Below are 20342 nucleotides of genomic sequence, written 5' to 3'. Positions count from 1 at the left end.
GTTGCCGGTCTCCGGGCGACTGGGGCCGGCGTCAGGACCGTACGATCCGCAGGTCGTGCGCGGCGTCCGGAGCGGCGAACTCCAGCAGCCGCGCCCCCTCGGCCTCCAGGTCCGTACGCTCCGGGCGCGACAGCGGCTCGAACGGTTCGGCCACGAGGACGGCGCGGTCGCGCTCCCGCTCGATGCGCCAGACACCCCGGATGAACCCGTCGACGAGAAAGACGCAGAAGGCCTGGTTGCCCTGCCAGATCCGGTCCCGGTAGGCATCGGCGACGATGCGCGAGCGGTCCTGGTGCGACAGGAAGAGATTGTCGAACTCGGGCAGGAAGCGCGTCGGCCCGGGCGTCTCCGGATCCGGCAGAGGTCCGGCCGGCACATCGAACAGCTCCACCCCGTGCCGGTCGCGGAAGATCCGCAGCCGAGGCCGCATCCGCTCCGCGACTTCCCGCAGCCGGGTCAGCCCCGACCAGATCTGCATATCCCGCACGGAGGCGGGCCCGAACGCGGCCAGATAGCGCACCAGCAGCCGTTCCAGACCCTCAGGGGTCGCCTCCCCCACCTCCTCGCCCAGCCACTGCCGGACTGTGGTGTGCCGGGCCAGTCCGGCAGTCCCCCACAGCGCCCGGGGCGTCACCTGGACCAGCGGAAGGACGGTCCGCGCGGCCATGGAGAGGGCAAGCGGGTCCCGGTCCGGCCACAGCTCGACAAGCGCCTTGCCGAGCTCGTGAAACATCAGCGGCCGCTCCTCGACCAGCTTCCGCGACACCTCCGCCAGCCGCGCCATGTCCACGCCCGCCAGCCGCTTCCCGAAGCTGCCCCGGAACCGCCGCTCCTGCATCTCCTGAAGGACGGGCTGCAGTTCCAGGCAGTCGGAGGCGGTGACGAGGTGGAGGGTGGAGCGCTGGAGTGCGATGCGTACCGCACCGCGGGAGGCGAGGAGATCGGAGAGCTCCGCAGGGCGAAAGCCGGCCAGCCGCGCCCACAGGGCGTAGTACGGCACCTTAGGGACCTGTCCGTGGATGCCGACGAGGTGCTCGACGGCATCGGCGACCGGCATCGGCGACCTGCGGAGCAGCAGCTGACGCTCCAGGAGGGCCCGGTTCAGGGCGCGGGTGCCGAGGACTCGGGAGGCAGCGGTGGTGTCCGTGTTCTTGGTCATGCCCGCACGCTAGGACGGCTTGCGGACAGGTTCCGTCCGCATCCGAAGCCGGACTGTGAGGACACAGGCGACCGCAACAGCTGCGGAGCCATGGGTCAGTCGCCGATCCGTACGACGGCCAGGGTGATGTTGTCCGGACCTCCGGCGTCCATGGCGGCCTTCCACATCTCGAAGGCCGCCCGCCCGTCCGCGTGCTCGCGCAGCACGCCGTCGAGCTCGTCGTCCGGCACCGGGTCGCTCAGTCCGTCGGTACAGACGAGGTGGCGCCGGCCGGGGGACAGCGGGGCGCTGGACACATGCGGGTCGACCGGGCTGAAGTCGGGGGTGCCGCCGAGCGTCTGCGTGACGACCGGGGTGGTGCGCTCCCCCGGCGCCAGGGGCGGGTTGTCGTCGATGCTGATCTCGCGCAGCGCCTGCTCCCCTTCCCCGGCTTCCTCGGCTTCCCCGGCGCCGTCCAGGGCGTACACCCGGCTGTCGCCGACGTTGAAGGTGAACACGGTCTCCGGCGTCAGCACGACGCCGGCCACCGTGGTGCCCATCATGATCAAGTCGGGGTCGTCGTCGGCGGCCGCGTAGACCGCCCGGTTGCAGCCCTCCAGGGCCTCTCGCACGGCCTCCTCGCTGTCCAGGTCCGGTCCGATCCGGGACAGCCTGCGGACCACCATCGCACTGGCCACCTCACCCGCCGGGTGCCCGCCGAGCCCGTCGGCGACCGCGACGACGAGCGGGGTGCCGAGCGGGAACAGCAGCGTCTGCGGGCTTTCGGTGACCGTGCTGCACAGGGTCCACGGTCCGACGACGAGGCTGTCCTCGTTGCGGTCGCGCAGCAGCCCGGTGTGGCTCAGCGCGCTCACGACGATGTAGGCCATGGGCAAGTCATCGCCTTCCCGACGCATCCGGCACGCCCTCTTCCTCCATTGTGCTGCGGACGCCCGTCGACCGCGCAGACGAACCGGCCTGCGGCGCCCACAACGCTTCGCCCGCGGCATTCGCGGCGTATATCCTGCTCGGTGATCCGTGAACCACGGATCACCGAGCAGTGACATGTGTGCGAGGCAGGAGGTGAGGCTGCGATGAGCGGCGAACCTCCCAGTCGTACGCCGCGCCGCACCGGCCCGCCCCCGCGCTGACGGGTGGCCGGGGAGCGGTGCGCGCGGTGTGCCGAGTCGGCCCAGCCCCGTTCCCCACCGAAGGGACACACCCATGTCCGAGCGCCGTCCCCGTCCCCTGCTCTCACCGAAGAAGCCCGGCTGGCTCCGCCCCTCGTCGACGCGTCCCGCAGCCGGCTCCCCGCCCGCCGCCGCTCCCTCGCGACCGGTGGACACCGCACCCGAGGGCCGCGCGGGAGAGGAGAGCAGCGTCGTGCACGCCGCGCTGTACCGCGACGGCCGCCGGGTGAGCACGCCCGCCTCCCTGGCCGACACCTTCCGGCAGTTGAGCGAACAGCAGGGCGACATGGCGTGGATCGGGCTCTACCGACCGACCGAGGCCGAGGTGATCTCCCTCGCGGAGGAGTTCGACCTCCACCCGCTGGCGGTCGAGGACGCCCTCGAGGCCCACCAGCGTCCGAAGCTGGAGCGGTACGGCGACACTCTCTTCGTCGTCCTGCGCGCCGCCCGCTACCTGGACGACCCGGAGGACATCGACTTCGGCGAGCTGCACGTCTTCGTCGGCGCCGACTTCGTGATCACCGTCCGGCACGGCGCCGCCCCGGACCTCTCGGCGGTGCGCCACCGGATGGAGGCGGCGCCCGAACTGCTGCGCCTGGGCCCGGAAGCGGTGCTGTACGCGATCCTCGACGCGGTCGTCGACGGTTACGCGCCGGTGGTGGCGGGTGTGCAGATCGACGTGGACGAGATCGAGACCGAGGTCTTCCGTGGCGACCCCGAGGTGTCCCGACGGATCTATGAACTCGCCCGCGAGATGGTGGAGTTCCAGCGCGCCACGCGTCCTCTGGTGGGCATGCTCAACGGCCTCATGGCGGGGTTCACGAAGTACGGCACGGACGAGGAGCTGCAGCGCTATCTGCGGGACGTGGCCGACCACGTCACCCACACCAGCGAGCGCGTGGACGGCTTCCGCCAGGCCCTGGCAGACATCCTCACGGTCAACGCCACCCTGGTCACCCAGCAGCAGAACGCGGAGATGCGGGCGATCGCGGAAGCGGGCTTCGAGCAGAACGAAGAGATCAAGAAGATCTCCGCCTGGGCGGCCATTCTCTTCGCCCCCACCCTCGTGGGGACCATCTACGGCATGAACTTCGATCAGATGCCGGAGCTGGACTGGACGTTCGGGTACCCGTTCGCCCTCACGCTGATGGCGGTGGTCTGCGTGAGCCTGTTCGTGGTCTTCAAGCGCCGCGGCTGGCTCTGACCCGTCGGCCCGCGCCTGCCGGACTTCAGCCCCGCGCCAGCAGAGTGTCGAGCACCGAGTCCAGGTAGCGCCTTCCCTCCTCCCCGGCCGGTACGGTCTCCGGCACCGCGTGGGTGAGCTGCGTGTGCCCGAGGTATCCGGTGTACGCCAGCAGCCCGCGGCGGCGCGCCTCGTCCGGGGGGAAGCCCAGTTCGGCGAAGAGCTGTGCCAGATAGTCGACGCGGCGGTCGGTCACCCGGCGCAGTACCGCGGCGACCCGCGGATGCCCGGCCGTGGCCAGCAGGGAGACCTCGAGCGGATCCTCGGCGGCGAGCTCGGACGCCTCGGCGAAGAGCCTGCGCAACCGCTGCTCCGGATCCGGCTCGGACTCCAGGCCGGCGATGACGGCCTCGGTGGACTGCTGCTCCCAGCGGTCGAGCGCGGCCTCGATCAGCGCCTCCCGGTTGGCGAAGTGCCAGTAGAAGCTGCCCTTGGTGGTGCCCAGGCGTGCGGCGAGCGGCTCGACCGCGACCGCGGCGAGACCGCCTTCGCCCATGGCCGTCAGCGCCGCGTCCGCCCAGTCCTGCGCGGTCAGCCGCTTCCGCCCGCCCCCGCGGGGGTCCCTGTCACGCCGTTGCATCATGACCATACGCTATCGTACGGTCGACAACATACGGCAGCGTATGGAGGCGCGCGATGCGCATGTTCCGCACGATCCGCAATGTCCACGAACGCACCGTCGAGGCCCCCGCCCAGGCCGTCGGGGCCCTGCTCGACCGGCTCTCCTCGCCCCACGACCCGGCCTGGCCCGCCCCGGCCTGGCCGCCGATGCGCTTCGACCGCCCGCTCGGCGTCGGTGCGGACGGCGGCCACGGCTTCGTCCGCTACGGCGTGACCGCGTACGAGCCAGGCCGCCGGGTCCGCTTCGACTTCAACCCGCCCATGAGCGGCCACCACGAGTTCGTCATCGAGCCCCTGGGACAGGACCGCTGCCGCCTGCGGCACACCCTGGAGGCGGAGCGCCGCGGCGCGATGCTGCTGGGCTGGGCCCTGGCGGTGCGCTGGATGCACGACACGGTGCTCGAGGAGCTCTTCGACAACGTCGAGCGGTGCGCCACCGGGACGGTGCGCAGCCCCGTCCGCCGGTCACCATGGGTCCGGCTGCTCAGCCGGCTGATGTGGGAGAGGGCGGCCGCCACGGAGATTCCGGCCGGCGCCCGCCTGGCCCGTACCGCCTTCGAGCGGACCGACTACGGCGACGCCTGGCGGATGAGGATGCGCCCCGGGATGCCGCAGGACCCCGAGTCCTGGCGAGGTGTCCTGCGCGGTGCCCCCTTCCCGGTGGTGGGCCGCGAGGGCGGCGAGATGCTGCTGGGCGAGGACGCCGGACACCTCGACTTCCGCGCCTCGATCCTCGTCGACGACCGCCATGTCACGCTCAGCACGGTCGTGCGGATCCACAACTGGCGCGGCCGGCTCTACTGGTCCCTGGTGAAGCGGGTGCATCCCTTCATGGCCCGCACCATGCTCCGCCGCATCCACCGCCGGCTCGCCCTGGCGGCGCCCACCGCCGCCGAACGCGGGCAGCGTCCGGCCAATCCCGCGGTGCCGCAGACGAATTGAGCCGTCACGTGCCGGTAGGACGCCTGCCGGCCGGTCACGGGGGTGCCGGCCGGCAGGGGGAGTGCCGTACGTGCGGCAGGGCCGGACCGGCCGTCACCAGTCGGGCTGCGGCGGGGTCTTGGCGGGCTGGTCGTCGAGTTGTTTCAGCGCGTGACGGATGGCCTCGTCCAGCTGTGGATCGCGGCCTGCCGCCCAGTCCTGGGGCGTGCACACGACCTCGACGTCCGGGTCCACTCCGTGGTTCTCCGCGCCCCAGCCGGGCCGTCCTTCGAACCAGAAGGCGTGCCGCGGCAGGACCAGCCCGGTGCCGTCCACCAGGGAGAAGTTCCAGTCCATGCCGGTGACCCCGCCCCAGGTGCGGATGCCCAGCACGGGGCCGATCCCCAAGGACTGCACGGCGAGGGTCGCGATGTCCCCGTCCGATGCCGTGAATTCGTCGGTGACCACGACGACCGGTCCGCGCGGAGCCGCCGTGGGGTAGCTGACGGCGCAGCCGTTCCGGGCCACCTTCCAGCCGATGATCCGCCGGGACAGGATCTCCATGATCAGCTCCGAGGTGTGGCCGCCGCGGTTCTCCCGCAGATCGACCACCAGCCCTTCCCGGGCGATCTCGGTACGGAGCCGGCGGTGGAGCTGGGCCCAGCCCTCGGCCTGCATGTCCGGGACATGCAGATAGCCGAGCCGGCCGCCCGACGCCCGGTCCACATGGTCGCGGCGGTCGGCCACCCACGCGTGGTAGCGCAGCGGGCCCTCGGTGGACAGCGGGACGACCACGACGCTGCGGTGCGGACCACCCGAGGCGGGCCGTATGCCCAGCTCCACTGGGCGGCCCGCGGTGCCCGCCAGCAGCGGCCCCGGTCCCCGCAGCGGGTCCACCGGGACACCGCCCACCGAGAGCAGCCCATCCCCCTCCCGTACGTCCACGCCGGGCGCGGCCAGCGGGGACCTGGCCTGCGCCACCGACGGCTCGCCCGGTAGCAGGCGCTCGATCCGCCATGTCCCGTCGGTGTCCCGGACCAGGTCGGCGCCGAGCATGCCCTGGCGCCCTGGCGGGTCCTCGATCGTGGCGCGGGGGACCACGTAGGCGTGGGAGGAGCCGAGTTCGCCGTGCACCTCCCAGAGGAGATCCACGAAGTCGTCGTAACAGCCGAGTCGGGCGACGAGGGGACGGTAGCGGTCGAGCACGCCGTCCCAGTCCCTGCCGCCCATGTCCGAGCGGACGTAGAGGTCCCGGATCAGCCGTCCGTCTTCGGTGTAGGCCTGCGTCCACTCGGCGACGGGGTCGACGACGGTCCGCACCCGCGTCAGATCGACGCCGGTCTCCTCGCCCGGCCGGTCCGCGGGCGCCACCGTTATCCGGCCCGAAGCGGTGGACACCACCCGGGTGCCGTCGCCGCTGACGGCGTACCGGTCGACCCCGCGGCGCAGCTCGACGAGGCAGGACGAGCGGAAGTCCCAGCGTTCCAGAGTGTCCTGCGCGGGCACGCCCGGGGCCGCCGGACCGGTCTCGCCGAGGAGGCCGGCCACCGGGGCTTTGCGTATCCACAGCACACCGTCCTCCGCCGCGCGCAGCTGTTCGTAGTCGCCGGCCGCCACAGGGAAGGGGTCGACCCGGTCGACGAGTCCCTCCGGGTCCACCACCGTGGGCCGGGCGGCCGGGTGGCCGGGGCCGCCGCCGCTCTGCGGACCGAAAGGGGAGGCGGTCGCCGCGGCCAGCGTCAGCAGCTGCGGACGGGTGCCGGTGATGAACGCCAGGTCGAAGGCGTGCATCTGGTAGACGGGGTCGAAGGTGCGCTCGGACAGGAACGCCAGGTGACGGCCGTCGGAGGTGAACGCGGGCGAGTAGTCGCAGAACCGCAGCGCGGTGGCCTCGACGACGGTGTGCTTGTGGGTATCCGCCAGCTTCAGCTGCCGCAGGCCCCCTGCGCCCGGATGCGACCAGGCGAGCCAGCAGGAGTCCGGGGAGAACACCGGTCCCGTCGCCTCCCCGTGGTCGCTGCGGTCCACTTCGGTGATCTCGCCGGAGGCGACATGGACGAGCAGCACTCGGCCGTCGTGTGTGGTGACGGCCAGTCGGCGGCCGTCCGGTGAGGCCGCGAGCTCGTGCACCCGCCCCAGCCTCCCCCCGCCGATCCGGTACGGCCGGAGTTCGCCGCGGGGTACGCCGCGCGGTGCCCCGGCTGCCGGGGAGAGCGGAGCGATCTCGAGGGCTTCCACGCCGTCGGCGTCGGTGACCCACGCGACTCGGCCGGTGTCCCCGAGCACTCGGGGAAGGCGGGCCCGCACCCCGGGCTGTGCGGACAGCGTCCGTACGGGCCCGTCCGGGCGGTCCAGCCAGTGGACGGCACCGCGTACGGCCAGGACGGGCCCACGGCCCACCCGGTCCGTGCCGAAGTCGTCCAGGGCGGCCGAGGCGTCGACGGTGTACGGCGTACACGCCGTCCGCGGTCCGCCCAGGCGGACGTCCACGCGCACCGGTTCCGCGCCCGGTGCGAGCCCGTCCAGCAGCCACAGCTCTCCCGCGCACTGATAGACGATCCGGGTGCCGTCCGTGGCGGCGTTGCGGACGTAACAGGCGTGGTCCGTATGGCACTGCAGATCGCTGCCGTCCGGCCGGCTCGACCACAGTTGGCCGCTGCCGCCGTGGTCGGAGAGGAAGGCGATCCGTCCGCCTCGCGGTGCCCCCACCACCCACATGGGGCATTCGACATTGCCGTCAATGCCTCCGGTGCCGCCAATGGGGGCGTGGATACGGGTGAACTCCCCGCTGCCCAGCGGGTCGATCCACAGTCTGCCGACGGCTCCCCCGCGATAGCGCTTCCAGAAGGCCGCCTCCTCGAACATCGACGGCGTCTGCAGCAGCACCGCCCCGCCGGGGCCCAGGGCCACCCCGCCCACGGGGCCGTACGGCAGGCGCCGGGCGGGGCCGCCGTCGACGGGCACGGCCCAGGCCCAGCCGCGCCGCGTGGAGTGCCCACCCGCGGTACTGATCACCAGCACCTCCCCGTCCGGGGTCCAGCCCGCCACCCGGGTGCGCTTGTCGGCCCAGTACGTCAGCCGGACGGACGCGCCGCCCTGGGCCGGGGCCAGATACACCTCGGGGCAGCCGTCACGGCTGGACGTCCAGGCGATCCGGTCTCCGTCCGGGCTGATGCGCGGACGGCTCACCGGCACTCGGTCCGCGCTGATCCGCCATGCACGCCCGCCTGCGGCGGGAACGGTCCACACATCGTCCTCGGCGACGAAGGTCAGCAGATCACCGTGGGGATGGGGGTGGCGCAGATACGCGTCGGCGCTGTCGGTGCGGTGCTCAGTGTCCGGCAAGGGTTCTCCCGAAGTGACGCGGTGGTGTGGTGGTTCAGCACAGGCGGTCGTCAAGAGCGGCCGTGCCCTCCTGCAGATGGCCGAGGAGGAGGTAGAGCTGGCTGCGGCGGCCCTCCGCGGCCAGCCCGAGTGCGGTGTCCACCGCGGGGGCGTCCATGCCGAGGACGATCCCGCAGCCGAGTCCCCGTGCGGTGGCGGCCAGATGGACGCGCTGGGCGACGGCTCCCGCCTCCGCGTGTGCGGCACGGTAGGCGCGGGGCCCGAAGGCGGCTACCGCCGCCGCGGGTCGCCAGTCGAGGACGAGGACGGCCGCGGCGTGCGGCACGGAGTAGTTGGACATCGCGTAGTGGCGCTGCTCCAGCAGCACAGCGCCGGAAACCGGGGTGAGCGCATGGCGGTCGGGGTCGTAGGCGTGGACACCCGGGCTCAGACCCCGGACACGGTTGGCGACGACGGTCAGGCGGGTCAGGCGCCGTGGCTCGCCGTCGGACGGATCTTCCCCGGCATCTTGCGCGGGGGTTTCCCCGGGGGTTTCCGCGGGGTCTTCCGCGCCCTGCCGGGGGCCGTCGACCGCGTCCTGGAGCAGGGCGCCCAGTGCTGTCCGGCTCAGCGCCCGGGCGCCGTTGAACCGGCCGCCCGCCGAGGAGCGGCGGGCCAGGACGGCGGCCACACCACCGGCCGGCGGCACCGGGCGCACTCGGGGCAGCGGCACCGCCTCCCCGGAAGGCGGCCGAGGGCTTCCCGTACGGCGCTGCGGAACCGGACGGCTGGACTGCGATACAGCCCGGTGGACGGCTTGCGCCAGGGCGAACGTCCGGGTCCTGCGGGAGCGTTCGTACCGCGGTAGCCGTGCCGCCCGGGCCGGCGGAGTGGACCGGCCCGCCACCGCACGGGGTCCGGACCGCCACGGCAGCGGAAGGACGGCGACGACGGACTCCTCCTGCGGATCCAGGCCGAGCAGCCGGTTCAGCGGCTCCTCGTCGAACCACAGCCGCCCGCGGCAGCCGATCCCCCGCTCCCGGCACACCATCTCCCACGTGCCGAGGAAGGCTCCGAGGTCCAGTGTCATCAAGTGGTAGGAGAGATTGTGGTACTTGAAGGAGTTCTTCCAGAAGCGCAGCGTGCACAACAGGAACTGGTCGCTGCTGTCGGGCTCCTCGTTCTTCATGCTCAGGGCGGTGCATACGGCGTGGCTCGGGTCGCCCCACGACAGGCGCTCCAGTGCGTGCAATCCGGAGGCGTAGTGGAAGACCCCGGGCGGCAGCGGACCGGCCGGGCCCGTCGCCCAGTAGAGCTCCAGCGGGTAGGTGGCACCGCCGGACGGCGTGCCGCGTCCCCAGCGCGCGCCCGTGAGTCGTGCCCGGGTGCCGCTGTCGCCGTTCCAGTCGATCTCCCAACGCCGGGACAGCACACCGGCGGACAGCCGCAGGCAGTGGGCCAGCGAGGGCAGTCCGAAGCCGCCGGCCCCTGCGGGCTCGGCGTCGACGTACGGGAGCGGGATCCGCTCGGCCGACGGGTGGAAGGTGTGCGGGGAGGGGCGGTCCGCCCAGTCCGGAGTGAACCCCGGCGGCTCGATGGGGTGGCGGACGCGGCGGTGCACCGCCTCGACGTATTCCAGGACGCACTGCGCGGCGTCGGTCTCGGGCATCGTCGTATCTCCTGCTCCTGGTGGAGTCCGGGCGTCCGGTCCGGTCAGAGGAACGGGTGGGGGTGGCGGTGGATGTCCGCGTCGCGCAGCGGTGCCGGCCGCAGCCCGGCACGCCACGCGGCGGTGCGCAACCGGTCGCTGTCCAGGGCCCGCTGCCGCTCCCAGCCGAAGTCGAGCGGGAGCAGACCAGGGGCGATCACCACCGCTGTGCTCAGCCCGATCACTTTCTGCTCGGGACTGGTCTGGTCGGCGACGATCACATCGCCGCCCGTGACCCGGCCCACCAACCGCGCACAGTGCCGGAGATCCTCGAGAAGGTCGGTACTCGCGGGCCTGGTGCGGGTCCAGTCCGCGAACACCTCGTCCAGGGCGCGGGGTTCGGTGGTCGACGGCTCCCATAAGAAGGCCGCCCGGTCCGCCATCTCGGGCAGGCCGTAGAGGAGACCGTGGTCGTCGAGCTGCCTGACCAGGGCGTAGTCCGCGACCATGGCACGCAGCGACTCCTGCTCCGCCTCGACCCGGGCGGCGAAGCCCGGCAGATAGGTGGCGACTTCGCGGACTGCCGACACCACGGCGTCCTGGGGATCGAGGGCCGACCCTGCCGAAAGACACAGCTGGCCGAAGCCGCCGTCGCGCCGCCGGGCCACACAGAGGACGACGGGAATCGGCAGGTCGACTCGTAGGTCGAACAGACGGAGCTGATAGCCGAGGCCTGCGATCCGGTCGGCGAGGGCGGTCGTCCCGAGGCCGACGCAGCTCGCCGGATCGATCTCCTCAAGGTGCCTGGCACTGAACCAGGTGAGGAGGAAGGCGTCTCTCTCGACGAGTTCCAGCAGCCCGTAAAGCACGGCTTCCTCCAGGCAGCTACCGGTCGCGCAGCCGCTGGACGAACCGGCGACGAAGGCTTCGCCTGGGCGGCCGTGCCCGTAGTAGGCGAGTTGCTCGGGCACCAGGAGTGCGGTGTCGTCGAGCACGGCGTGTCCCCAGACCCAGTCGAGTCTGCGCTCGGGGTGAAACGGCTGGTATGTGCCCGCGTTCCGGGCGTAGAAGTCGTCGCGGTACAAGGGGACACTCCGCGGGTCGAGTGCGGGCACTGCCAGGTCGCGCAGCTCTCGCAGGGAGGCCCGGGCGGCTCTGCTCCGCCCGCGCGGGCTCTGCCCCGCGTATCGCTCCAGGGCCTCCAGGAGTCCCAGCACTTCGCTCTCCGCATACGTCTCGGCATGGCCGCCCCACTTGATCTCGTAGAGCGGTGCGCCGTCCGTCGACTCGCCGCCCAGGCGCAGCAGTCCGCCGACGGGAGCGTTGACGGCCGCGTCGAGGATGGGGATCGCGGCGGATCCGAGCGCCCCGCACACCGGATTCACCAGGGCGTCCTGCGGTATGCGGTACTCCCGCCAGCCGCGCATCCGGGTGCTGCCGGGGCGGGGCCATGGGCGGGAGGAGGGAAAGCCCGTCATCGCAAGAGGCGTGTCCGGCCACCTGGAGGCGCAGTCCGGGCAGTCCGGCTCGGCCAGCAGCGAGTGCCGTGTCGTCCGGCCGGTTGCGAGGTCCACCTCGAGTACGGCGGCGAGTTGGCTGCCCCGGCCGGTCCCGGCCCGGCCGCCCTCGGCACGGGCGGTCCGTTCCGTCGCGAGCCGCAGCAGTGCGGCGGCGACCGCCGATGTCCCCCACGCGACGAGCACGGGATGGAGGGGGCCGACGACGTGATGGTCCCCGTTCCGTTCCAGAGCTTGGCGCTCCCGTACGGGCCGGAGCCGTATCCACCGCCGGTGCAGGCAGGTGCTGCAGGGGCGCCCGTCCGAGGACCGGTCGTGGACCGGGCCGACCAGGGCCGTGGCGCCGTGCAGCCGCACCGGGAGTACGAGGGTGTCCCGTGCCGCGGTCCGTTTACCACGGGCGGCTGCGGCGGACAGCCCGAACACCCCGATCTCCACGGTGCCGTGGCCTCTCGCGGCCGGCGCACTGGAGAACACCGGGTCGTGGCCCAATGCCTGCCGGAGGGCTTCCTGGCCGAGGTCGAGCGGAGTTCCTGTGGGCAGCGTCACGATGTCCATGGGCGTCAACAATGTTTGCCGTGTTCTCTCGGGTGCGGCCTGGTGACGGGCCGGACGGGGCCCGTCACCACGCCATGGAGGGTGCCCCCAGGGGGAGGTGCTGGGGGCGATCACGTCAGGAAGAGAGCTGCGGAGCACCGGCGCAGCCGGTGCAGCACCAACCGGGCCCGGAGGCGACGATCGCCTTGTCGTCCACGGAGACGGCCTCGAGCTCGAAGTCCTCGATGCTCAGGCTGTCGAGGTCGATTTCCTCGATGTTCATGGTGCTCCTTCCTCGTAGCGGCCCCCGGGGCGGATGCCCCGGAGTGCTCCCGTCGGTCTCCCGCCGGGAAGTCGGGGTTCAGGAGATGACCAGGACCCGGCCCGTCAGGGCCAGGGGGGTGGTGCCGGGAGTGCTGGGTGTCGTATCCACGAGCAGCGCGTCGCGGCCGGTGGTGCGCAGGGACGCCAGCAGGTCGTCCAGGCTCTCGGCGGCGGATCGGCTGGAACGAGAAGAGCGGGGACCAGAAGAGCTGGATTCGAGAGGCCCCGGGTCATGGTCCCGATCCGGCTCGGACTCTGACGCGAGGTCAGGTTCAGGGCGCATGGACGGCCACCCGCTCGGGCAGACGAGAGCCCTGGAGCTCTCGGCCCACTCCGACGGCAGGGGGTGCTGGAGACAGCCGGAGAGCTCCACGAGCGCGGTGCACACGGCGTCGCCGCGGCTCAGCCCCGCCGCCGCCACCTGCAGGGGGGTTCCCGTCGCCGGGGCCGTGGCACCTGCCGCGACGACATGTACGGGGGTGTCGCCGGGCAGTTCCGCCACGTACAGGCCGCCGCTGAGGCGCCGCAGGGCGGGCAGGAACGGCAGACCGAGTTCCGCGGGACTCCCGCTCCCTCCCCCGGCCTGGGCCGCGAACGGCTCCAGCACCCGGGCCGGTACGGCTCCCGTGAGCCATCCCCGGAGCCGGTCGTGCAGCAGGGCCGAGACCAGGCCCCGGGTCGCGACCTCCGCGAACGTCGCGCCCACGCCGTGCCCCGCCACGCCGCCGGCCACGGCCGGCCCAGGGGCGGCAGCTGCCAGGAGATCCGCGGGGATCCACACCACGGTGTGGTGGTGCAGCGACAGCGCGGGCACCCAGGGCACGCTCTCCTGGTCGTCCGGGATCCGCGCACCGGGCGCAAGCAGCGTGAACTGCTCTGCAGACAGCACGGATTCGCCCTGGTCTGCCAGCTCTTTGCGGGTGCACCTCCTGGCCGGCCGAGAGAGCGGCGCGACGGCCGCCGCCCGGCGTACGGCGCGCTCCACCGCGTCCGCTCTGGCCCGCGTCACCGACTCGGCGTGGTACCCGAGGACCGCTCCGCCCGGGGTCCCGTTGCAACGGACTCTTCCGATCTTGACGAGGGTCTGGGGTACGGCACTGTCGCCGAAACCGCGCAGCGGGCCCACGGTTTCGGCCATCGCGCCCTCGTAGCGTGCCGAACGCGCCGCGATGTCCCCTGCAAGGTCGCGGTCTCCTCCGGCAAGGGCCCGCAGCAGCTCGCCGGGATCCTCGGCCTCGTCCGAGCGCGAGCAGCCGGGGCAGGCGGGGTGCGCCGCCAGAGGTTCCCGCCGGCTCTCCAGGGAGAGCGGCTGCTGGACGACGACTCCTGCCGCCAGATCGGTGCCGATGCAGCCGGAGAGGTGCTTGAACAGCTCCGTCGCCAGCTCGCTGCCGGTGGCGGCGGCCACTGCTGTGTGGAGCTGGGACGTCGCGTCTGACAGGCCACCGGACAGTTTCTCGCGCCAGGCCGCGGCAGCCGCCTCGGGAGGACCGAATTCAGCTAATTGCAATTGCAGGCATGTCCAGCAAGGACCGTCACCGGGCGGGACGAGTGGGCCCTTGATGAGCACACCACCGAATTGCCGGGCGGCAAGAAATACCCGCTGGCCTTTACGGGCATGGTCGGAAATCTCGTCGAGCAGCGGGAGCGACGCACCCTGCGGTGTGATGACGACGGCGTCGGGTGACCATTGTTCGATCGCCGGCACAAGGAGTTCGTCGCCGACCGGCCGCAACCGGTCCAGCTGCGGGGGAACGCCGGCCTCCGACAACTCGCGGACCTCGCGCTCCAGCCCGTCCCCGGCGCCCCGTACCGCGGACGAGGGCTCCGACAGCGCCAGCCGCCGTACCCCGTTGCGCAACAGCGCGACCGCGGCCGCACGCGCGGCGACGCCTCCCCCGACCACCAGCACACGGGCCTCCCGCACCTGGCGGAAGCACGCTTGCGGCCGGTCCGAGTAGTGGGCCAGGAAGGAGATCTGCTGGGCGAACCGGCTCCGCTCCGCGTCGGACAGCAGGCCGGACGGCTCCGGTCGGCGCTCCCGCACGAAGCCGCTGTCCACGAGCCGGCCCAGCAGGTGCTCCGCCGTGCTGCGCTGCGGTTCACGGAGCCCCGAGAGCAGCTCGTCCAGGGCGCACCCCGCGGCGAGCCGCGGTGCCAGCGCCGTGAGCCACCGGTAGGCGGATCTGCCCTTGAGGAAGAAATCCCCGCCGGCACCTCTGAGGAACACCCCGTCAGCGGTCTCCAGGAATACCGCGTCTTGCCGCAGAAATAATTCAGCAGTGGATTTCAAGGAAACGCCGTTCATGCCTTTCGACACGTCCCTGATTCCCTTCTCCGGACCGCTTCCGACGCTTCGAAAGAGTATCAGCGTGACCACTTTCCGTCGTTAGCAGATTCCAACAGGATTCCCAGGTGCAAATCTCAGGGGTTTTGGACGATCGCACCAAAGACGCCGAATTCCGTTGAACGCAAAAAAGACGCTGCCCCCGCAGACGGGGGCAGCGGGGGCAGCGCCTTCGGACGCTGGGGCTCCTGTAGGCGCCTCGGAGGGCACCTCAGAGGTCGACGGCGGTGTCAGGCCACCGAGTCGATCCGTCCCAGCGACGGTGTCGTGTCGTGGTGGATCGGAGTGTGAGCACCCGTCAGCGGGACGCCCGTGCCACCACGGCGGTTCGCGACGATCTCCGCGGCGATCGACAGAGCCGTCTCCTCGGGTGTCCGGGCGCCGAGGTCGAGGCCGATCGGGGAGCGCAGCCTGGCCAGCTCCAGTTCGGTGACGCCGACGTCGCGGAGCCGCCGCTGACGGTCCAGATGGGTCCGGCGGGAGCCCATCGCACCGACGTAGGCGACCGGGAGTCGCAGTGCGCGCTCCAGGAGCGGGACGTCGAACTTCGCGTCATGGGTGAGCACGCACAGGACCGTACGGCCGTCCAGTTCCTGGGAGTCCAGGTAGCGGTGCGGCCAGTCGACGACGATCTCGTCGGCCTCGGGGAAGCGCTGTGCGGTCGCGAAGACCGGGCGGGCGTCGCACACCGTGACGTGATAGTTCAGGAACTTGCCCACCCGGACCAGGGCCGCGGCGAAGTCGATCGCGCCGAAGACGATCATTCGCGGCGGCGGCACGCTGGACTCGACGAACAGCACGACCGGCCGGCCGCAGCGGCTGCCGTCGGCGCCGATCTCGACGGTCTCGGTCCGGCCGGCGTCGAGCAGCGCACCGGCCTCGCCCGCCGCCGTACGGTCCAGTTCGGGGTGACCGCCCAGGGTCCCGGAGAAGGAGCCGTCGGGCCGTACGAACAGGGCGCCGCCTATGAGTTCGGCCGGCCCGTCGACGATCCGCGCGACCGCCGCCGCCTCCCCACCGGCGGCGGCGGTCAGCGCGGCGGCGAGCGTCTCCCGGTTGGTGCTGTCCACCGAGGAGTTGCCCGCACGTACCGGGGTGACGAGGATGTCGATGACCCCACCGCACGTCAGACCGACGGCGAACGCGTCCTCGTCACTGAAGCCGAAGCGTTCGACCACGGACTCGCCGGTCTCGAGCGCCTGCCCGCACAGTTCATAGACCGCGCCCTCCACGCAGCCGCCGGAAACGGAGCCGATCGCCGTGCCGTCGGCGTCGACCGCGAGGGCCGCGCCGGGCTGCCGGGGCGCGCTGCCGCCCACCGCCACGACGGTGGCGACGGCGAAGTCACGTCCCTGCGCACACCACCGGTTCAGCTCGTCGGCGATGTCCAGCATGGTGATCACCTCTCCTTCAGGTTGCGTGGAGGGCACGGAGGGCGCTACTTGACGCCCAGGAAGTGCTCGATCGGGTTCAGGGCGAAGTAGATGAGGAACACCCCGGTCAGCGCCCACATGAAGGCACCGGGCTCACGCCACTTGCCCTGCGCCGCCTTGATGACGCAGTAGGCGATGACGCCCGCGCCGACTCCGGCGGTGATCGAGTACGTGAACGGCATCAGCACCACGGTCAGGAAGACCGGGATGGCGACCGCGCGGTCGCCCCAGTCCACGTGCTTGGCGTTCTGCATCATCATCGCGCCGATGACGACCAGGGCCGCTGCCGCGACCTCACCCGGCACGATCTGGGTGACCGGGGTGAAGAAGAGGCACGCGGCGAAGAACAGGCCGGTGACCACGGCGGACAGGCCGGTCCGGGCGCCCTCGCCGACACCGGTGGCCGATTCGATGAAGACGGTCTGTCCCGAGGCGCCCGTGCCGCCGCCGATCGCACCGCCCGCGCCGTCGATGAACAGCGCCTTGGACAGCCCCGGCATCCGGCCCTTCTCGTCCGCCAGCTTGGCCTCGGTGCCGACGCCGATGATGGTGGCCATCGCGTCGAAGAAGCCGGCGAGCACCAGCGTGAAGACGATCATGCCGACGCCCATGACGCCGATCTGTTCCCAGCCGCCGAACTCCACATTGCCGAGGAGCGAGAAGTCAGGCATGGAGACCGCGCTGCCGTCGAGCTGCGGGGCACCGCCCTTCCACACCTTCGGGTCGAGGCCGCCGAACGCGTTGACGGCGACCGCGATGACGGTGCCGATGACGATGCCGATCAGGATGGCGCCCGGGATGTTGCGAGCCTGCAGCATGAAGATCAGCAGCAGCGTGACCGAGAAGATCAGGACGGGCCAGCCGGCCAGTTCACCACCCGCGCCGAGGGTGAGCGGCGTGGCCTTGCCCGCCTGCACGAAGCCCGCCTTGACCAGGCCGATCAAGGCGATGAAGCAGCCGATGCCGATGGTGATGGCGTGCTTCATGGCCAGTGGTATGGCGTTCATGATGAGCTCGCGGAGCCCGGTGACCACCAGGAGCATGATCACGACGCCGTACATCACACACATGCCCATGGCCTGCGGCCAGGTCATGTTCGGGGCCACCTGAGAGGCCACGACGCCGGAGACGCTGAGCCCCGCCGCGAGGGCGAGCGGCACCTTGCCGATGAAGCCCATCAGCAGGGTGGTGGCGGCCGCGGCAAGCGCCGTCGCGGTGATCAGCCCGGTACGGGCCAGGGTGTTTCCGCTGGCGTCCGCGTCGGACAGGATCAGCGGGTTGAGCAGGAGGATGTACGCCATCGCCATGAAGGTGGTGATGCCGCCGCGCACCTCACGCGCGATCGTGGATCCTCGGTCCGAGATGTGAAAGTACCGGTCGAGCCAGGACCGGCCGGCGGATGGGCGCGAGCCGGAGCCCGCCTCCTCCGCCGTGGTCTGCGGCTCTACTGACGACTGGGTCATGGGGCCTACTCCCAAGGTTCAAAGGGGCACCCGCCTGCGTGGGGGGGCAGTGTTTGTGCGGGATTTGGGATGTATTGAGTTGGCTGCACGACCCGGGGGAACGGCCCGAGACGAACGGGGTCTTGCTGGGTACTGCCTGGGTGTGACCGCGAGCGGTGCGGTGTTTGTGGGGACTCCGGGCGGTGCGATCGGGATTCCCCGTGCCGAAGGCCGAGGGAGGACACATTCCTTCCGCACAGCCCGGAGAGTCGTCAGGTCCCGGTGAGGTGCTCGGGACGTACGGGTACGCGGGCCAGCGCCAGGCCGGTCGCCGCGCGGATGGCGGACACCACGGCCGGGGTCGAGGACAGCGTCGGCGCCTCCCCGATCCCGCGCAGGCCGTACGGCGCGTGGTCGTCGGCCAGCTCCAGCACGTCGACCGGGATGGTCGGGGTGTCGAGGATGGTCGGGATCAGGTAGTCGGTGAAGGACGGGTTGCGGACCTTGGAGGTCTTCGGGTCAACGACGATCTCCTCCATGACCGCGAGGCCGAGGCCCTGGGTCGTACCGCCCTGGATCTGCCCGGTCACGGACTGCGGGTTGAGCGCCTTGCCGACGTCCTGTGCGCAGGCCAGCTCGATCACCTTGACCAGGCCCAGCTCCGTGTCGACCTCGACCACGGCGCGATGCGCGGCGAACGAGTACTGGACGTGGCCCTGGCCCTGACCGGTGTGCAGATCGAAGGCCTCGGTCGGGCGGTGGCGCCACTCGAGCTCGATGTCGACCACCTCGCCCTCGAGGACCTCCACCAGATCGGCGAGGACCTCCCCACCGTCGGTGACCACCTTGCCGCCCTCCAGCAGGAGTTCGGCGGTGGCCCACGCGGGGTGGTAGGAGCCGAACTTCCGCCGGCCGATCTCCAGGACCGTCTCCCGGACGGCTCCACAGGTGTTCTTCACCGCGCCACCGGTGACATAGGTCTGGCGGGAGGCGGAAGTGGAGCCGGCCGAGCCGACCTGGGTGTCGGCGGGGTGGATGGTCACCTGGGTGACACCGAGCTCGGTGCGGGCGATCTGGGCATGGACGGTGACACCGCCCTGACCGACCTCGGCCATCGCCGTGTGCACGACCGCGACCGGCTCGCCGTTCACGACCTCCAGGCGGACCCGGGCCGTCGAGTAGTCGTCGAAGCCCTCGGAGAAGCCGACGTTCTTGATGCCGACCGCGTAGCCGATACCGCGGACCACGCCTTCGCCGTGGGTGGTGTTGGACAGACCGCCGGGCAGGGCACGCACATCCGCCGTCTCGCCGGCGCTCTCCCACTGCTTCTCGGGCGGCAGCGGCATCGCCTTGACCCGGCGCAGCAGTTCGGCGACCGGCGCCGGAGAGTCGACCAGCTGGCCGGTGGGCATGATCGTGCCCTGCGACATGGCGTTGAGCTGGCGGAACTCGACCGGATCCAGGTCCAGTTCGGCCGCAAGCCGGTCCATCTGCGCCTCGTACGCGAAGCACGCCTGGACCGCGCCGAAGCCGCGCATCGCGCCACAGGGCGGATTGTTGGTGTAGAGCGCGATGGCCTCGATCTCGACGTCGTCGATCACATACGGACCGACGGAGAGCGACGAGGCGTTGCCGACGACGGCCGGGGAGGCGGAGGCGTAGGCACCGCCGTCCAGCACGATCCGGCACTTCATGTGCGTGATCTTGCCGTCCCGAGTGGCTCCGTGCTCGTACCAGAGCTTGGCCGGGTGCCGGTGGACGTGCCCGAAGAAGGACTCGAACCGGTTGTAGACCATCTTGACCGGCTTGCCGGTGCGCAGCGCGAGCAGGCACGCGTGGATCTGCATCGACAGGTCCTCACGGCCACCGAACGCGCCGCCGACGCCGGAGAGCGTCATCCGCACCTTCTCCTCGGGCAGGCCGAGGACGGGGGCGATCTGCCGGAGGTCCGAGTGCAGCCACTGGGTGGCGATGTAGAGGTCGACGCCGCCGTCCTCAGCGGGCACGGCGAGGCCCGACTCCGGACCGAGGAAGGCCTGGTCCTGCATGCCGACCTCGTACTCGCCGCTGACGATCACATCGGCGCGCTCGGCGGCGGCTGCCACGTCGCCACGGATGATCGGCTGGCGGTGGACGACGTTCGGGTGGGGCACATGGCCTGCGTGGTGGTCGTCGCGGCCCGGGTGCAGCACCGGCGCGTCCTCGGCGAGCGCCGACGCCTCGTCGGTGACGACCGGCAGCTCCACGTACTCGACCTTGATCTTCGCGGCGGCGCGGCGAGCGGTCTCCGGGTGGTCGGCGGCGACGAGGGCCACCGGCTCGCCGTGGTGGCGCACCCGGCCGTTGGCCAGGACCGGGGTGTCCTGGATCTCCAGGCCGTAGTTCTTGGTCTCGGTCGGCAGGTCGTCGTAGGTCAGGACGGCGTACACGCCGGCCTGCTGCAGCGCCTCGGAGATGTCGATGGACCTGATCTCGGCGTGCGCGTGCGGACTGCGGAGGGTGTGGCCCCACAGCATGTCCTCGTGCCAGAGGTCGGAGGAGTAAGCGAACTCACCGGTGACCTTCAGGGTGCCGTCGGGGCGCAGCGTGGACTCGCCGATGCCGCCCTTGGTCTCGCTGCCCTGGGTGAGGTTGGTGGGTGTACGAGTGACGCCCAT

The 20342-nt window shown here is 71.6% G+C and carries 13 protein-coding genes; 2 read left to right on the top strand and 11 right to left on the bottom strand.

Annotated elements, in window-relative coordinates; all coding sequences use genetic code 11:
- Positions 1 to 31: 31 nt before the first annotated feature.
- Together ACTWQI_RS14255 and ACTWQI_RS14250 are read right to left on the bottom strand one after the other, a co-directional pair.
- Complete coding sequence (locus ACTWQI_RS14255) at positions 32 to 1159, bottom strand: winged helix DNA-binding domain-containing protein (RefSeq protein ID WP_443270442.1); 1128 nt, start codon at positions 1157 to 1159, stop codon at positions 32 to 34.
- A gap of 95 nt (positions 1160 to 1254) precedes the next feature.
- The gene (locus tag ACTWQI_RS14250) at positions 1255 to 2028 is read right to left on the bottom strand and encodes a PP2C family protein-serine/threonine phosphatase (protein WP_443270440.1); all 774 of its coding nucleotides are present in this window, start codon (positions 2026 to 2028) and stop codon (positions 1255 to 1257) included.
- A 334-nt stretch (positions 2029 to 2362) separates the two neighbouring features.
- Here ACTWQI_RS14250 and ACTWQI_RS14245 point away from each other — a divergent pair, with 334 nt between their 5' ends.
- Positions 2363 to 3532: a magnesium and cobalt transport protein CorA gene (locus ACTWQI_RS14245; protein ID WP_443270439.1), complete on the top strand. Its 1170-nt coding sequence runs from the start codon at positions 2363 to 2365 to the stop codon at positions 3530 to 3532.
- Positions 3533 to 3557: 25 nt separating this feature from the next.
- On the opposite strand, the gene ACTWQI_RS14240 is transcribed toward ACTWQI_RS14245, so the two are convergent.
- Positions 3558 to 4160 (bottom strand): TetR/AcrR family transcriptional regulator, encoded by a 603-nt coding sequence (locus tag ACTWQI_RS14240; RefSeq protein ID WP_443270437.1) that lies wholly within the window; start codon positions 4158 to 4160, stop codon positions 3558 to 3560.
- A 47-nt stretch (positions 4161 to 4207) separates the two neighbouring features.
- On the opposite strand from ACTWQI_RS14240, the gene ACTWQI_RS14235 reads away from it, so the two are divergent.
- Positions 4208 to 5134: a DUF2867 domain-containing protein gene (locus ACTWQI_RS14235; protein WP_443270436.1), complete on the top strand. Its 927-nt coding sequence runs from the start codon at positions 4208 to 4210 to the stop codon at positions 5132 to 5134.
- 93 nt (positions 5135 to 5227) lie between these two features.
- Here the strand turns inward: ACTWQI_RS14235 and ACTWQI_RS14230 are convergent, their stop codons facing one another.
- From ACTWQI_RS14230 to ACTWQI_RS14195, 8 genes are all read right to left on the bottom strand, one after another.
- Complete coding sequence (locus ACTWQI_RS14230; protein ID WP_443270434.1) at positions 5228 to 8458, bottom strand: S41 family peptidase; 3231 nt, start codon at positions 8456 to 8458, stop codon at positions 5228 to 5230.
- 34 nt (positions 8459 to 8492) lie between these two features.
- On the bottom strand, positions 8493 to 10106 hold the full coding sequence (locus tag ACTWQI_RS14225) for a SagB family peptide dehydrogenase (RefSeq protein WP_443270432.1): 1614 nt from the start codon (positions 10104 to 10106) through the stop codon (positions 8493 to 8495).
- Positions 10107 to 10150: 44 nt separating this feature from the next.
- On the bottom strand, positions 10151 to 12160 hold the full coding sequence (locus tag ACTWQI_RS14220) for a TOMM precursor leader peptide-binding protein (RefSeq protein WP_443270430.1): 2010 nt from the start codon (positions 12158 to 12160) through the stop codon (positions 10151 to 10153).
- 115 nt (positions 12161 to 12275) lie between these two features.
- Positions 12276 to 12422, bottom strand: a complete 147-nt coding sequence (locus tag ACTWQI_RS14215) for a hypothetical protein (protein ID WP_443270428.1) — start codon at positions 12420 to 12422, stop codon at positions 12276 to 12278.
- A 78-nt stretch (positions 12423 to 12500) separates the two neighbouring features.
- Complete coding sequence (locus ACTWQI_RS14210) at positions 12501 to 14693, bottom strand: TOMM precursor leader peptide-binding protein (protein ID WP_443270426.1); 2193 nt, start codon at positions 14691 to 14693, stop codon at positions 12501 to 12503.
- A gap of 347 nt (positions 14694 to 15040) precedes the next feature.
- Complete coding sequence (locus ACTWQI_RS14205) at positions 15041 to 16204, bottom strand: XdhC family protein (protein ID WP_443270726.1); 1164 nt, start codon at positions 16202 to 16204, stop codon at positions 15041 to 15043.
- Positions 16205 to 16248: 44 nt separating this feature from the next.
- Positions 16249 to 17706 carry an NCS2 family permease gene (locus tag ACTWQI_RS14200; RefSeq protein ID WP_443270425.1) on the bottom strand — a complete coding sequence of 486 codons (1458 nt, stop codon included), beginning with the start codon at positions 17704 to 17706 and terminating at the stop codon, positions 16249 to 16251.
- Positions 17707 to 17957: 251 nt separating this feature from the next.
- The gene (locus ACTWQI_RS14195; RefSeq protein ID WP_443270423.1) at positions 17958 to 20342 is read right to left on the bottom strand and encodes a xanthine dehydrogenase family protein molybdopterin-binding subunit; all 2385 of its coding nucleotides are present in this window, start codon (positions 20340 to 20342) and stop codon (positions 17958 to 17960) included.

The sequence above is a fragment of the Streptomyces sp. KR80 genome, assembly GCF_052245555.1.
In the GTDB taxonomy this organism is placed as follows: Bacteria; Actinomycetota; Actinomycetes; order Streptomycetales; family Streptomycetaceae; genus Streptomyces.
This window is presented reverse-complemented; position numbering and strand designations above follow the sequence as displayed.